This is a genomic window from Cobetia sp. 5-11-6-3 (genome assembly GCF_013374055.1).
Classification (GTDB): domain Bacteria; phylum Pseudomonadota; class Gammaproteobacteria; order Pseudomonadales; family Halomonadaceae; genus Cobetia; species Cobetia marina.
In genome coordinates, this window is record NZ_BLWJ01000007.1 from 83407 (window position 1) to 99401 (window position 15995).

Sequence of the window (15995 nt, forward strand, 5' to 3'; positions counted from 1 at the left end):
GAATGTCCGGCATGCTGAGCCCGTGTCGTGCCCATCCGACGCTGGCTCGCCAAAGAGTACTCCGTCAATGCATCAGCAAGACCTCCGTACCGACGACACCTCTGTCATCAAGACATCTGCCGCCGACACGCCGGCCCGCCTGCCACTGACTGCTGAACGTCTGCGTTACCTGATTCGCCTCGCCTCGCTCGGAGCCGGCCTGTGCCTGCCGCTGATGGCGACTCCTGCCAATGCAAGCTCCCGGGCGCTCGACGACCTGACACCCACCAGCGTGCATCAGAGCGCTCCTCTGAATTTCATGCAAGCCATCGATGCGGTGCCTGCGCGCTACGATGATGTGTGGGAGCGCCTGCGTGCCGGCTATCAGCTGCAGCAGGACACCGGACGCCCTCGAGTACGCAAATGGATCGACTGGTATGAAGAGCACCCGGAGCACGTGGAGCGTATCGCCGAACAGGCTCGCCCCTGGCTGCGTTATGTGACGCGTCGCACCGAGGCGCGCGGCCTTCCGGCCGAACTTGCCCTGCTGCCTTTCATCGAGAGTGCCTATGATCCGGATGCCGCCCACCCCGGCGGCGCCACCGGCATGTGGCAGTTCATGCCCCAGACCGGCGATGCCATGGGCCTGACCCGCAACCGCTGGTACGACGGCCGCAAGGACGTCCTGATGGCCACCGATGCCGCACTGGATTATCTGCAGTCCCAGGGCGAGCGCTGGTACGACGGAGACTGGGAACTTGCGCTGGCCGCCTACAACGCCGGCGCCGGCACCGTGAACCGCGCGCGCCGACGTGCCGGCTCAGGGGATGAGGATTACTGGAACATCAAGCTGCCCAGCGAGACCATGGAGTACGTGCCCAAGCTGCTGGCGCTGGCTGCGGTGATCCGTGAACCCGAAGAGTACGGCCTGAATCTGCCGGCGATTCCGGACACCCCGGAAATCGCCGCTGTCGATACCCGGGGCCAGCTTGACCTTTCCGTTGCCGCCAGACTGGCTGGCATCAGCGAAAGCGAGCTGCGCACCCTGAATCCCGCGTACAAGCGGTGGGCGACAAGCCCGGGAGACAGCTCGCTGGTGATTCCGGCCACGGCACGTGACACCTTCCTCAGCAAGCTTGAGACCCTGCCGCAAGAGACCCGCGAAAGCTGGGCGGAGTACCGTGTCCAGCGTGGCGACAGCCTGTCGGTCATCGCCCGTCGCAGTGGACTGACACTGGCGGAGCTCAAGCAGAAGAATCGCCTGAGCGGCAACACCATCCGGGTCGGTCAGCCTCTGTTGGTGCCTGACGCCACTCGCGGCGTGGCAGCGGCGCAACTCGCAGAAGCCAACGGCCTCAAGAAGGTGCGCGTCAAGCGTGGCGATTCGCTGTCGGTGATTGCGGCGCGTCACAATGTCACCACCCGCCAGATCGCGCGTTGGAACAAGCTCTCTTCCGCCGATTATCTGCGTCCGGGCCAGATGCTGACGCTCTACAGCGCCAACTGAGCGCCATCGCCTGCGCAGCTCCTACGCAGCAACTACGTAGCACGTACGCAACATCAAGACGCCCCCGCCATGCTCCATGGCGGGGGCGTCTTGATATCAGGCACCTGTCAGCCTGGACTCCTCCAGCACTCGGTGGCCGACACCCGGTGACCGGCACCGCGAGGCAACAACAGACACTGAAACGCCGGCACTGACACCAGTCAGTCGCCCTCGTCGTGGCCGAACAATGGTCGATAACGGGGAACTTCGATACTCTTGGCGGGGTCGATGCTTGCGGACCCCTGGCAGTGAGTTGACTCGCCTGCCTTGTGTCCACCAGTGCCGCCCGACATTGTCACCTGGCCCTTCGCGCCATGATCCCCCATTCAAGGATGTCCTTTGATGCAGGCTGCTTCTCTTATCCCTCGGCATGCACGCCTACTTTGTGCACTGTGCCTCGGGGCTCTGATTCTCTCCGCCATTGCACCGGCGCATGCATCCTCATCGCGGACCACTGATCAGAAGACTCCCGTGGCCCCCCTGGACGTGCCGACCGTGCACGGACTGGCCATCTATGGCGAACCGGCACATCCGGCAGGCTTCACGCACTTCCCCTACGTGAATCCTGACGCCCCCATCGGCGGACGCATGACTCGCGCCGCCATCGGCAGCTTCGACTCCACCAACCCCTTCATCCTCAAGGGCAACTCGGTGGCAGGGCTCAATTATTTCGGCGGGTTGATCTATGACACCCTGCTCACCCAGTCTGCCGATGAACCCTTCACTGAATATGGCCTGTTGGCCAGCGGGATCCGACTGGCAGAAGACCGCAGTGCCATCGAATTCGATATCGATCCCCGCGCACGCTTTCATGATGGGGAACCCGTCACCGCCGAGGATGTCGTCTTCACCTATCATCTGCTGATGAAGGATGGCCTGCCCTTCTTCAAGAGCTACTACCACGATGTCACTCGCGTCAGCCTGATCGACACCGATACCGTTCGCTTCGACATGGCCCCCGACGCCGCCCGCGAGCTGCCCTTGATCATAGGTCAGCTGCCGGTCCTGCCCGAGCATTACTGGAAGACACGTGATTTCACCCGCGCCACGCTGGAACTGCCGCTTGGCTCAGGGCCTTACCGCATGGCCTCGCTGGATCCCGGACGCCAGGTACGCTATGAGCGTGTCGCGGATTACTGGGGCAAGGACCTGCCCGTCAACAAGGGACGCCATAACATCCAGACACTGGTCTATGACTATTACCGCGACCAGAGCGTGTCGCTGGAGGCCTTCAAGGCCGGCAGCATTGACCTACATGTGGAGAGCAGCGCCAAGAACTGGGCGACGGCCTATGACACGCCTGCGCTCAGAGATGGGCGTCTGAAGAAGCTGGAGGTGCCAGACAGCAATCCTGCCGGCATGCAGGGCTTCGTGCTCAATGAACGCCGCGCGCGCTTCCAGGACCCGCGGGTACGCGAAGCCCTGGCACTGGTCTTCGATTTCGACTGGGTCAACCGCAATCTCTTCTACGGCGCCTACCAGCAGACCCACAGCTATTTCGAGAATTCGGACATGGCCGCGAATGGCCTGCCTGAAGGACGGGAACTAGCCCTGCTTGAGCCGTTCAAGGACCAGTTGCCCGCCGCCGTCTTCCGCGACCCGCTGCCCATCGATGAGCCCACGGAACTGCGCCCGCGGCTGCGCAAGGCACTCAACCTGCTTCGGGACGCTGGCTATCGCGTCGCGGATGGCCAGCTGGTCAATCACGAGACGGGCAAGCCGCTGACACTGGAAGTCCTCAACTACGACACCCAGTTCGAACGGGTCATCCAGCCGTGGATTCGCAATCTGGCACGCATCGGCATCCAGGCGCGTATCCGCACCGTCGACGTCAACCAGTACATCAATCGTCGGCGAAGCTTCGATTTCGATGTCGTGGTCGGCAGTTACCCCCAGTCCAACAGTCCCGGCAGCGAACAGCGCGAGTACTGGACGAGTGACTACGCCGATGTCGCCGGCTCGCGCAACCTGATCGGTCTGAAGAGTCCGGTCATCGATGCACTCACCGATGCCCTGATCCAGGCCCAGACCCGCGAAGATCTGCTGAGCGCCACACGAGCACTGGATCGCGTGCTGCGCTGGGGCTTCCATGTCGTGCCGCAGTGGCATCTCGCGGCGACTCGCATCGCGCTGTGGGACAAGTTCGGCTATCCGCAGCCGTTCCCGGAGTATCTGCTGAGCCTGGACAGCTGGTGGATCGTCCCCGGGGCTGAGGCTGATGACGAGTCAGACGACTGAAACACTCGCGTGAAGATGGCCAACTGCCGCGCATCCCTCGGCATTGGCCAGCACGACCGACATGGGGCGTCTGCAAGGCCCGCCCCGGCGATTGCTCAACCATGAATGAACACGATGCCATCCGGACCGCCACTCACAAGGCGGCCGCATGACACGCAGGGAGATTGCTCTTGGGTGCCTATATTCTGCGCCGAGTCCTGTTGATGATTCCGACACTGCTTGGAATCCTGTTGCTGAATTTCCTGATCGTCCAGGCGGCTCCCGGCGGGCCCATCGAGCAGCTGATGTCGCGTCTTGACGGCCTCAGCGCCGGGGCCAGCACACGGCTGAACAGTGGGGGTGGCGATGGCGTCACCAGCGGCTCCGGCACCAGTTCCACCTACCGCGGAGCCTCGGGAGTCGACCCGGCCCTGATCGCCGAGCTGGAGCAGCAATTCGGCTTCGACAAGCCCGCCTGGGAGCGCTTCCGCGACATGGTGGTCGACTACGCGCAGTTCGATTTCGGCGACAGCTTCTTCCGCGACCGCCCGGTGATCGACCTGATGCTGGAGCGACTCCCCGTCTCGATTTCCCTGGGCCTGTGGACGACGCTGCTGGTCTATCTGGTGTCGATACCACTGGGCATTCGCAAGGCACTGGTGCATGGCTCACGCTTCGATGTCTGGACCTCGGGTGTCGTCATCGTCGGCTACGCGATTCCGGGCTTCCTGTTCGCGATCCTGTTGATCGTGGTGTTCGCCGGCGGCAGCTATCTCGACTGGTTCCCGCTCAGGGGGCTGACCTCCCCGGATTTCGAGGAGCTCTCGACGCTTGGCAAGGTCCTCGATTATTTCCATCACATCGCCCTTCCCGTGCTGGCCTCCGCCATCGGCAGCTTCGCCACCCTGACGATGCTGACCAAGAACAGCTTCCTGGATGAGATCCACAAGCAGTACGTGCTGACGGCGCGCGCCAAGGGGGCCAGCGAGAACCGCATTCTCTACGGACATGTCTTCCGCAACGCCATGCTGATCATCATCGCGGGGCTGCCGGCGGCGCTGGTCGGCATCTTCTTCACCGGCTCGCTGCTGATCGAGGTCATCTTCTCTCTCGATGGCCTGGGCCTGCTGGGCTTCGAGGCGGTACTGCAGCGCGACTATCCGCTGATCTTCGGCACCCTGTACCTGTACACCCTGATTGGCCTGATCCTGAAACTGGTATCAGACCTGATGTATGTGTGGATCGACCCGCGCATCGACTTCGCGACCCGGGAGGCTTGAGATGCGTCACGACACACCCCTTCAAGGGGAGACCAACGTCGTCCAGGACGTGCCGGAACGCCTGCACCGCTCGCGCCTGTCGCCCATCACGCGGCGGCGTATCACGGCGTTTCGTGACAACCGGCGCGCCTGGTGGTCACTGCTGATCTTCGGCGTGCTGTTCATTCTGTCGCTCGGGGCGGAACTGATCGCCAATGACCGCCCACTGCTGGTCTCCTATCAGGACGAGCTCTACCTGCCGATGCTCAAGGAGTATCCGGAAACGACCTTCGGCGGCTTCCTGCCGACCGCCACGGATTATCGCGATCCCTATGTGATCGACGCCATCGCGGCGCAGGGCTTCATGCTCAACACTCTGATCCCGTATTCCTATGACACCTTGGATCTCAACCTGGGGTCTCCCGCGCCTTCGGCTCCCAATGCCCGTCATTGGCTGGGCACGGATGATCAGGGACGGGACGTGCTGGCGCGGGTGATCTACGGCTTCCGCCTGTCGGTCCTCTTCGCTCTGGTGCTGACCGCCGGTTCCATCGTGCTGGGCGTGCTGATCGGTGGCGTTCAGGGCTATTTCGGCGGCAAGGTCGATCTGATCGGGCAGCGCTTGATCGAGATCTGGTCTGGACTGCCGGTGCTGTTCCTGTTGATCATCCTGGCCAGCATCGTGGAACCCAATCTCTGGTGGCTGACCGGCATCATGCTGCTGTTCTCGTGGCTGGGGATCGTCGATATCGTGCGCGCCGAATTCCTGCGTGCGCGAAATCTGGAGTATGTGCGCGCGGCCCGCGCCATGGGCCTGCCCTCACGTCTCATCATGTGGCGTCATGTACTGCCCAATGCGATGGTCGCCACCCTGACCTTCATCCCCTTCCTGTTCACGGGCGCCATCACGACCCTGACCGCGCTGGACTTCCTGGGCTTCGGGTTGCCGGCAGGCTCCCCGTCGCTGGGCGAACTGGTCGCGCAGGGCAAGAACAATCTCCAGGCCCCCTGGCTTGGCATGACGGCATTTCTCAGTCTCGGCATCATGCTGACCCTGCTGGTCTTCATCGGTGAAGGGCTGCGCGATGCCTTCGACCCACGTCATATCAGTGCCCGGGAGCAGGACGCATGAGTCAGTCAATGCATGAAGCCACGACAGCAGCCAACGCCGAGCCGCGCTCCCGGGATCACTGCGTGCTGCGGCTGGACGATCTCTGCATCCGCTTTGGCAAGACACCTGTCGTCAGGCATCTGTCGCTGGACGTGAAGCGCGGCGAATGTCTGGCCATCGTCGGCGAATCCGGCTCGGGCAAGTCAGTGAGCCTGCTGGCAAGCCTCGGCCTGCTACCGGGGCATGCCCATGTCACCGGCACGCGGGAATTCACCACGCTCGAGGGAGAGAGGCTGGATCTGTCAGCCCTGACGAGCCGCCAATGGCAACGCGTGCGCGGCAACCGGATCGGCTTCGTGTTTCAGGAACCGATGACATCCCTCAACCCCCTGGCCCGAGTCGGCGACCAGATCAGCGAGAGCCTGCGGCTGCATCAGGGCCTGCGTGGTCATGCGGCACGCCAGCGAGTGATCGAGCTGCTCAAGCAGGTTCAGCTGCCTCGCCCGGAAGAACTCCTCGAGGCCTGGCCGCATCAGCTCTCTGGCGGTCAGCGCCAACGCGTGATGATCGCCATGGCGATGGCCAATCAGCCGCCTTTGATGATCGCCGACGAGCCCACCACGGCGCTGGACGTCACGGTGCAGCAGGACATCCTCGCTCTGCTCGACAGACTGCGGCGAGACCAAGGCATGGCCATGATCCTGATCAGCCATGACCTCAATCTGGTCCGCCGCCATGCAGACCGCGTCATCGTGATGCGGGAAGGCGAATGCATCGAGCAAGGGCCGGTGTCAGAGGTCTTCGATTCTCCCAGCCACCCGTATACCCGCGAACTGCTGGCCGCCGAGCCTGAAGGGGTGGCCGCGCCACTCGACCCTGAGGATGCGGGCACGCCCGTTCTGGAAGCACGTGATCTGGAGGTGCGCTTCTCGCGTCCTCGCAAGCTGTTCCAGAAACGTCCAGCGGATTTCATCGCGCTTCAGCCGCTGGATCTGACCCTCGCGCGCGGGGAGACCCTCGGGATCGTGGGCGAGTCGGGCTCCGGCAAGACCACCCTCGCCCTGGCGCTCTTGAAGCTGCAGGCCGCACGCGGTGAGATTCGTCTGGAGAATGCCCGTATCGATACGCTGGATCGCAACGCCCTGCGTCACAAGCGACGCCAGATGCAGATCGTCTTCCAGGACCCCTATGGCTCGCTCTCACCGCGCATGCCCGTCACGGACATCATCAGTGAAGGCCTGCGCTTTCATCAGCCTGAGCTCTCAGAGGACGAGGTACGCCAGCGCGTGACGCAGGTCATGCGCGAGGTCGAGCTGCCTGCCGAGTGCGCCGACCGCTATCCACACGAGTTCTCCGGCGGGCAACGCCAACGCATCTCGCTGGCCCGCGCCCTGATTCTCGAACCTCACCTGCTGGTGCTGGATGAACCCACCTCGGCGCTGGATCGCAGCGTCCAGAAGCAACTCATCGCCCTGCTGCGCGACCTGCAGGCGCGTCATGGCCTCAGCTACCTGTTCATCAGTCATGATCTGGCCGTGGTGAGGGCTCTGGCCCACCGCGTGATGGTGTTGCGCGAAGGCAAGCTGGTGGAGAGCGGAACGACTGCCGAGGTACTGGGCAATCCGAGGGAGGACTACACGCGGGCCCTGATCCAGGCGGCAGGACTGACGTGACAGTTCCGCTTGCCACTCAAGGGCGCGCCCGCCACCAAGGCAGCGGAGGCCTCGTCCCTCATGTGGCGAGTCTCGAGAAGACAGGCATCCTGCATTGCACGGAACGCACTGCTGAGTTGCCTGACTGACTCTGGACGATTGCAAATAATAAAGGTTCTCAATATGATTCCGTCAGAGGTGGGCCACGCGACACCGCGCACGACATGACACCTGTCACCGTCGCGTCGAGCCTTCACGACATCGCGTCACGCGATCTGCATAATAAAAGACTGTTCAAGGGAACCTCATGTCCGCACATTTCCGCCCTATCGCTCGCAAGCCGCTGGCTGCCGCCATCGCGCTCTCCGTGGCACTGATCGGCTCTGCCGCCCAGGCGCATGAAGGCCATGCACACGATGATCGCAAGGTGAGCGCTGAAGCCGTCGTTGACCAGTACGCCAACGTGGCCCATGCCACCTACAGCGATGCCCTGGCCAGCGCCAATGCCCTGCGTGCCGCCAACGCCGCGCTGATCGAAGCTCCGTCCGAGGCGACGCTTGCCGCGGCTCGCACTGCCTGGAAACAGGCGCGCGTGGCGTATCAGCAGAGTGAAGTCTTCCGCTTCGGCAATGCCATCGTCGATGACTGGGAAGGTCAGCTGAATGCCTGGCCGCTGGATGAAGGCCTGATCGACTACGTCGAAGGCGACGGCTATCAGGCGGAACTGGGCAACCCGGGCGCCAGCGCCAACATCATCGCCAACGACAGCGTGCAGATCGGTGCCGACAAGATCGACACTACCGAGATCACCCCGGAGCTGCTGGCCTCCCTGAACGAGCTGGGCGGATTCGAGGCCAACGTGGCCAGCGGCTACCACGCCATCGAATTCCTGCTCTGGGGCCAGGACATGCATGGCTTCGAGTCTGGCGCAGGCGAGCGTCCGGCGTCGGACTATGCCAAGGGAGAGGACTGCACCGGCGGCAACTGTGACCGCCGTGGCGCCTACCTGCTGGCGGCCAATGACCTGCTGATCAATGACCTGGAATACATGGTCGGCCAGTGGGCACAGGGCGACAAGGACAACTATCGCGCCGAGCTGACCTCCCTGCCGGCCGGTGAAGGCCTCGAGAAGATGCTGTTCGGCATGGGCTCCCTGTCACTGGGCGAGCTGGCCGGTGAGCGCATGAAGGTCGCGCTGGAAGCCAATTCCTTCGAGGACGAGCACGACTGCTTCTCCGACAACACCCACTACTCGCACTTCTACAATGCCAAGGGCATCCAGAACGTCTATGAAGGCACGTACGTGACGCTGGATGGCCGTACCTTCGAAGGCCCGTCATTGCACGCACTCGTCGCCCAGAATGACCCGGAGCTGGCCGAGAAGATGCACGAGGCGCTGGACACCACCATGGGCCAGCTGCAGGTGATGGTGGATACGGCAGACGCCGAAGACGGCATGAAGTTTGATCAGATGATCGCCCCGGGCAATGCCGAGGGTGCCGAGATCATCAATGCCAGCATCGAAGACCTGGTCGCGCAGACGCGCCTGATCGAAGAGATTGCCAACGACGTCGGCATCAGCGGACTGAAGGCCGATACCGCGGATCACGAATTCTAGGCACTCACCCGAGATTGCCAGGCCATGGGCGGTGATGAAACCGCCCATGGCCGCGCAGCCCCCTCGCCCGAACCTGTCTCGTACAGGTTCGGGCGTTGATGCTTTCGTGCCAGCATTTTATGCGCGCCTGCTAATTCTTCAGAGTGCCTTGCCCGAAGGCCACTGATGGACTCGCAGCCTGACCGCGCAAGCCAGGACCTACATCGATGCCACACGTCATCCCGAAACACCCGATCCTTCACGCGTTGTCGCTTGCCATCGCACTGACCGCCCTGCCCCAGGGCGTGGCACAGGCCGCCCAGACACCGCTGGCCGTCAGCGCCTATCTGGCCGCATTGCCACTGCAGGACACCGCGAAGAGTGGTGGCGAGGGCAGCGTGCGCAAGCACGATACCAATGCCTATTCCCTGCCGGCCAAGAACCTGAGCTTCGATCAACGTCTGTCCTTCAGCGTCGGCAACAGCTTCTTCAAGAGCCCCTGGGTGATCGCGCCCGCCAGCACCACCGCTCGCGATGGCCTCGGTCCGCTGTTCAACACCAATGCCTGCCAGAACTGCCACGTCAAGGATGGACGCGGCAGTCTGCCGGCCGAGGGCGACCCCTCGGTGGGCCTCTTCCTGCGCCTGGGCATGCCGGACAGCCACGAGGACAGCTGGAGCGATGAGGAGCGTGAATTCCGCCGCATCGCTGGAGTGATGCCGCACCCCGTCTATGGCACTCAGCTGCAGAATGCCGCGGTGCCCGGTATCGAGCGCGAAGGCCGCATGCAGGTCGTCCATGAAGAGATGCCCGTCCCGTTGGCGGATGGAGAGGTCGTTCTGCTGCGCAAACCGCGCTATTCCCTGGTCGAGGCTGGCTTCGGCGACCCTGGCCCCATTGCACTCTCACCGCGCCTTGCCCCGGGCATGGTAGGCCTCGGGCTGCTCGAGGCGGTCAGCGAGGAGACCTTGCTCGAGTGGGCCGACCCGCAGGATGCGGATGGCGATGGCATCAGCGGCCGCGCCAATACCGTCTGGTCACTGACCGAGCAGCACGAGGTCATGGGGCGTTTTGGCTGGAAGGCCGGCCAACCCGACGTTCGCCAGCAAAGCGCCAAGGCGTTCGCCGGCGACATGGGCCTGACATCGAATCTGGTCAGCTCCACCGATTGCACGCCGGTCCAGAAATGCGCAGACCTGCCCAACGGGGGCACCATCGAGGTGGAAGACAACGTCATGGACAATGTGGCGTTCTATTCGCGCAATCTCGCCGTACCGACACGGCGTGACCTCGATGACCCGACGGTGCGCGAAGGCGAGCAACTGTTCCGGGAGCTTGAATGCGCCAGCTGCCACCGACCACGCCTGACGACCGCGTCCGGTGGTGTGGCCGCCCAACTGGCTGACCAGACGATCTGGCCATACAGCGACATGCTGCTGCATGACATGGGCGATGGCCTGTCAGATGATCGCCGCGAATTCGAGGCGACCGGCAATGAGTGGCGCACACCGCCACTCTGGGGGATCGGCCTGGCGCAGACGGTCAATCCCGCGACGGGCTTCCTGCATGATGGACGCGCCCGCACCCTGCTTGAAGCCGTGCTCTGGCATGGCGGGGAAGCCAGGGCCAGTCGAGACAAGGTCGTGGCGTTGCCGACTGACCAGCGGCAGGCGCTGCTGCGCTTCCTGGAATCGCTCTGATCTCCACTCAGCCCCTACCCGCCAGCCGACTCTGGCACGCCCCCGACTTTCGCCTGGCGTGCCGTTCTGACAAGGAATCCCGCGACATGTCCCGTGACACCTTCACCACTGCTGCCATCCCGATGAAACCTTTCACGCGCAAGCCCTCGCCCCTGGCGCTGATGACTTCCGCCATGACCCTGCTGGGCGCCGCACTGCTGTCGACGAGCACACTGGCGGCATCGGACTCTTCTAGCGCCAACACCACCAGCGCGGACGCCGTCAGCCAGTTTGCCGCTGACACTTTGAGCGAAGCCCACCAGCAGCTCGCCAACCGCCTGACGCAGCTCTCGCAGCACAGCCAGGCGTTCTGCTCCGCCGAGGGTGACGTGACGCTCGAGACGCTCAAGGAGGATTGGCGCAGCGCCATGCTGGGTCTGAATCAGGTCAACTGGGTCGAGATGGGGCCCATCCTGCAGAATTCTCGCCAATGGCAGCTGTATTTCTGGCCGGACAAGAAGGACCTGGTGTCAGGCAAGACACGCGCCCTGCTCGCTGGCGATGCCCCGATCACGGCCGATGGCCTGGCGGAGCAATCCATCGTCATGCAGGGGCTGGGCAGTGTGGAATTTCAACTGTTCGATGCCCGCTATGCCGACTCGCCCCTCACCGCCAACACGCGGCGGTGTGAGCTGATGACGGCCAACACCGCCTACGCCGCCAGCACCGGCAAGACGCTGCTCGAAGAGTGGCAGCAGTTCGCGCCACAACTGGCCGATGGCACTGGCGCCTTCAGCGATCCACGTGACGCCGTGCTTTCCCTGGTACGCGCGATGACCGTGCAGCTTGAGGCCATCAAGGACCGCAAGCTGCGCCGCCCGATCGGGCTCGACAACGGCGGCACGGCCAACCCCTACGCGGCAGAGTCCTGGCGTGGCGGCATGGGGCTTGCCAACATCGGGGCGACGCTTGCGATGATGGAGACGCTCTGGCTCGGCAATGACGAGGTCGCAGGCATTCAGGGCTACCTGAATCAGCAGGTCGACCCGCGCATGGTGGCCTCCACCACCGGAGACTTTGCCGATGCGCGTGACGCCTTCGCCGCCCTGCCGGCGGATCTCGCTGGCATCTTGCGCGACGACCCGCGCAATGGCGATCTGCAGCAGGCCATGATCCACCTCGAGACCCTGCAGGCCGGCTTCGCTGACACGCTCAACCCGGCACTCGGGCTGTCTCTGGGCTTCAACAGCACCGATGGCGATTGATTCGGGAGTGGAGCGCGTGAACAAAGCAGGACACAGCATGCTGGATACCCAACCAGCGGAGGCACGTCAGCGCCGCCGTCTGCTCAAGGCGCTGGCGTGCACGCCTCTGATGGGGCTCTCCGGCGGCAGGGTCCTGGCGGGTGGCAACAATGCCGCCAGTGCTCGAGGCCATGTGCCAGCCGGGGTGGCCATCTCGGCCTGTGACGATGACACGGGGCAGCACTTTGCCAGCTGTACCAGTTACCAGGGACAGGAGCGCTGGCGTCAGCCCATCAAGGAACGCGCCCATGGCGCCACCCGCCATCCTCACAAGCCCTGGGCGCTGATCTTCGCCCGGCGCCCCGGCACCGAAATCAATGTCTTCCACCTCGAGACCGGTGAGCGGATCACGCGCATCGAAGCCGCGCCGGACCGCCACTTCTATGGGCATGGCGTGTTCAGCCCGGATGGCGGTCTGCTCTACACCACCGAGAACGCCATCACCTCCGGGGAAGGCCGTATCGGGATCTACGACATGCATCGCGACTTCGCGCGACTCGGCGAGTTCGCCAGTGGCGGGATCGGCCCGCATGAGATCCGTCTGCATCCGGACGGTCGGCAGCTGATCATCGCCAATGGCGGAATTCTCACGCGCCCGGAGACCGGTCGCGTGAAGCTCAATCTGGAGTCGATGCAGTCCAATCTGACGCTGCTGGATCGCGTCTCGGGCGAGATTCACTGGCAAGGCGAGCCATCGCATCATCAGCTGTCATTGCGTCATCTGGATGTCAGCCGCGATGGCACCATCGTCGCGGGGTATCAGTATCAGGGACCTGCCTCGGACCATCACCCCCTGGTGGTGATGAAACGCCCCGCCAGCGAGACCTTGCAGGAATTGCCGCTACCGCTGGAATACGTCCCTCAGTTCAAGCAGTACATCGCGAGCATCGCCATCGCCCCCGAGGGTCACCTGGCGGTGGCCACTGCCCCCAGGGGCAACCTGATCACGCTGTGGAACCTCGAGACCGGCGAGCTTGAGACGACACTGGACTTCGCCGACTGTGCGGGGGCGCTGGCAGTACCGGCCACTCAGGAGACTCCCGCGGGGTTCGTGGTCAGCAATGGTCGCGGAGAATGGCTGCTGATCGATGAGGACGGGCTGCCGGCGCTGGGGCCGATGCGCCTGACCAATACCCACTGGGACAACCATCTGGCGTTGATGTAGACGGCGCATCACGGGATGACCACTGCTCCAGGTCGCGGGCGAGAGTGTGGCACGCGGCAGGAAACGACAACGCCCCGCAGGCGGATGCCTGCGGGGCGTTGTCGTTCAAAAGGACATGATACAAAGGCGCAAGGAATCAGAAGCGATAGCTCAGACTGCCAATGATGCTGCGGGATTCCCCGTAGTAGCACCAGTAGCTGCAGCTGGCGACATATTCCTTGTCGGTGAGGTTGCTGACATTGACCTGAGCGCTCAGCTCGCGGGTGAAGTCATACCCGACCATCGCATCGAACAGCAGATAGTCGGACACGGTGGTGTCGCCATCCACCGATTCTCCGACATAGCGCGCACCCGCTCCCAGACGCAGCCCCTCCAGGGCACCACGCTCGAAGGCGTAATCCAGCCAGCTGGAGGCCTGGTGGCGCGGTATCAGCGGGGCACGCACATCGTCTTCCAGACGCGCATCGGTATAGGTATACGCCGAGGTCAGCTTGAGATGGTCCGTCAGATAACCGACCATTTCCAGCTCGAAGCCACGCGACTGACGCTCGCCCTCCTGCACCTGGATTCCGCCGGTGGTGACCAGCGTATTGTCTTCGGTGAGATCAAAGACAGCCGCCGTCACGTAGCCATCCCAGCCGGCGGGCTGGTACTTGGCGCCCAGTTCCCACTGGCGTCCTTCGCGAGGCTCATAGAGCGAACCGCGATCATCGGTCGCGCTGATCGGCTCGAAGGATTCGGTATAGCTCAGATAGGGGTTGAGGCCGAAGTCACTCAGGTACATCACCCCGCCCGACCAGCTGATCTCGTCATCATCGGAGCGCTCACGTGACCCCGTCGTCTGATTGACGTTCTCGGTCTCGGCCTGGTCGTAGCGCACCCCCGCCAGCAGTACCCACTTGTCGTCGATGCGCAGCTGATCCTGCACGTAGAGGCCGATCTGCTCCTTGTCGATATCACGCCGCGTGATCTGGTCATCGCTCAAGGCGGTGTAATTGCCGTATTGCGGGTCAAACAGATCGATCGGATCGCCGAAGGCATAGTCATCCGCTTCCTTGCCCGACAGGCTCAGATTCTGATAATCCACGCCCAGCAGCAAGGTGTTCTCGGTGCGCTCGCCATACCACTTGCCGATGGCCCGATTGTCGACGGTATAGCTGTCGATGGTGCCCTCACGGTACAGCAGCCCCCGCTGTCCTTCGCGCGCCGAGGACTGATAGAGGATGTAGCTGCTGATCAGGTCGAGATCCAGCTGGCTATAGCGGAAATCCTGCTCCAGCGCCCAGGTGTCGTTCAGCTGGTGGCTCAGCTCATAGCCCAGGGAGGTCTGGGTACGCTCATCCTTGTCATACCCCGGCTCACTGTAGTTGGTCTGCGGGTCCACCTTGCCGAACGGCGTATCATCATGGGTGCCATAGGCCAGCTTGAAGGCATTGGTAGGGACGCCATCATCCTTCTGGAGGCTGGCGAGCAGCGTCAGCTGGGTTGCCTCCGAGATGTCCCAGGTCAGACTCGGCGCGAAGTAGTAGCGCTCGTTCTCGGTATGATCCAGATCCCCATCACGTTCGCGGTACAGCCCGACCAGACGATAGCGTACATCCCCGTACTCGCTCAGATAGCCACTGGTATCAAGCCCCGTCTGGCGCAGACCGCGATTGCCGACCTGAATCTGAATCTCGCTCTGCGGCTCATCGGTGGGGCGCTTGCTGATGGCGTTGATCAACCCGCCGGGAGGCGCCTCACCATAGAGGATGGAAGAAGGTCCCTTGAACAGATCGACCCGCTCCAGGCCCCAGGTCTCCGGCAACCACTGATAGAAGCCTTCACGGTAGATACGCAGGCCATCCTGATAGGTGGATTGATCAAAGCCACGCACCTTGAACCAGTCGGTATTGTTGTCGGACCCATAATGGCCAGACAGGACGCCGGCACGGTAACGGAAGGTTTCATCGAGCTGCTGGACGTTGCGCGTGTCGAGCTCTTCGCGATTGACCGTCGAGACCGGACGCGGTGTCTCCACCAGTGGCGCATCGACTTTCAGTGCCGTGCCGACCACGACCATGGTGTCATCGGTCTCGGCGGCCAGCGCGCTGGCCGACTGTGACAGGAGCCCTGCCGCGATACAGAGCCGTATGGCATGCGTTAGAGAGGCGAGTGCCGGCCGGACAGGTGTCTGCCGTGATGTTGGATGTCTGGACATATCGTGTTCCCTTGCAACGATCGTTGTGTGGTCAATCTCCCCTTCCGCCTCGTGGCGTCTCTCACTGGCACGCTCATGGCGAATACGGAATGGAATCAGGATGATTCGTATTCATCTAATGTGAATCGTGGTGACACACCGTTCTGCATGCACCAGCATGCAATCCCGAGAATGGCGCGTCTGACCGACTGCAGCACCCCGAGGGGCGATTCACGCTGCAGCCGGGCATCATCCCTGATACATCACATGAGACCGCCTCCGGGGCTCACGTCCTGCCACTGCCTGT

Annotated in this window: 10 protein-coding genes; 9 read left to right on the forward strand and 1 reads right to left on the reverse strand. The window is 63.2% G+C overall.

All coding sequences use genetic code 11. From position 1 onward, the window contains the following. The first annotated feature begins 67 nt into the window (after nt 1–67). From HXS66_RS12580 to HXS66_RS12620, 9 genes are all read left to right on the forward strand, one after another. Entirely contained in the window at nt 68–1486 is a 1419-nt protein-coding gene (locus HXS66_RS12580; RefSeq protein WP_176493234.1) for a LysM peptidoglycan-binding domain-containing protein, read from the forward strand. A gap of 381 nt (nt 1487–1867) precedes the next feature. After that, a complete protein-coding gene (locus HXS66_RS12585; RefSeq protein ID WP_176503677.1) occupies nt 1868–3763 on the forward strand; it encodes an extracellular solute-binding protein in 1896 nt (631 codons plus the stop codon). A 170-nt stretch (nt 3764–3933) separates the two neighbouring features. Next, on the forward strand, nt 3934–5022 hold the full coding sequence (locus tag HXS66_RS12590; protein ID WP_084208776.1) for a microcin C ABC transporter permease YejB: 1089 nt from the start codon (nt 3934–3936) through the stop codon (nt 5020–5022). Nucleotide 5023: 1 nt separating this feature from the next. Further along, nucleotides 5024–6133 (forward strand): ABC transporter permease, encoded by a 1110-nt coding sequence (locus tag HXS66_RS12595; RefSeq protein ID WP_077376794.1) that lies wholly within the window; start codon nt 5024–5026, stop codon nt 6131–6133. An 8-nt stretch (nt 6134–6141) separates the two neighbouring features. Then, complete coding sequence (locus tag HXS66_RS12600) at nt 6142–7785, forward strand: ABC transporter ATP-binding protein (RefSeq protein ID WP_084208777.1); 1644 nt, start codon at nt 6142–6144, stop codon at nt 7783–7785. Between the two features lie 286 nt (nt 7786–8071). Then, the gene (locus HXS66_RS12605; RefSeq protein WP_136937889.1) at nt 8072–9382 is read left to right on the forward strand and encodes an imelysin family protein; all 1311 of its coding nucleotides are present in this window, start codon (nt 8072–8074) and stop codon (nt 9380–9382) included. Between the two features lie 206 nt (nt 9383–9588). Further along, nucleotides 9589–11061 carry a di-heme oxidoredictase family protein gene (locus HXS66_RS12610; protein WP_176503678.1) on the forward strand — a complete coding sequence of 491 codons (1473 nt, stop codon included), beginning with the start codon at nt 9589–9591 and terminating at the stop codon, nt 11059–11061. 86 nt (nt 11062–11147) lie between these two features. After that, nucleotides 11148–12305 (forward strand): imelysin family protein, encoded by a 1158-nt coding sequence (locus tag HXS66_RS12615; protein ID WP_176503679.1) that lies wholly within the window; start codon nt 11148–11150, stop codon nt 12303–12305. Nucleotides 12306–12342: 37 nt separating this feature from the next. Continuing rightward, nucleotides 12343–13509, forward strand: coding sequence for a DUF1513 domain-containing protein (locus HXS66_RS12620; protein WP_176503680.1), 1167 nt, complete (start codon nt 12343–12345; stop codon nt 13507–13509). 136 nt (nt 13510–13645) lie between these two features. Here HXS66_RS12620 and HXS66_RS12625 read toward each other — a convergent pair whose 3' ends face one another. Next, nucleotides 13646–15709, reverse strand: a complete 2064-nt coding sequence (locus HXS66_RS12625; protein ID WP_176503681.1) for a TonB-dependent siderophore receptor — start codon at nt 15707–15709, stop codon at nt 13646–13648. Nucleotides 15710–15995 lie beyond the last annotated feature (286 nt).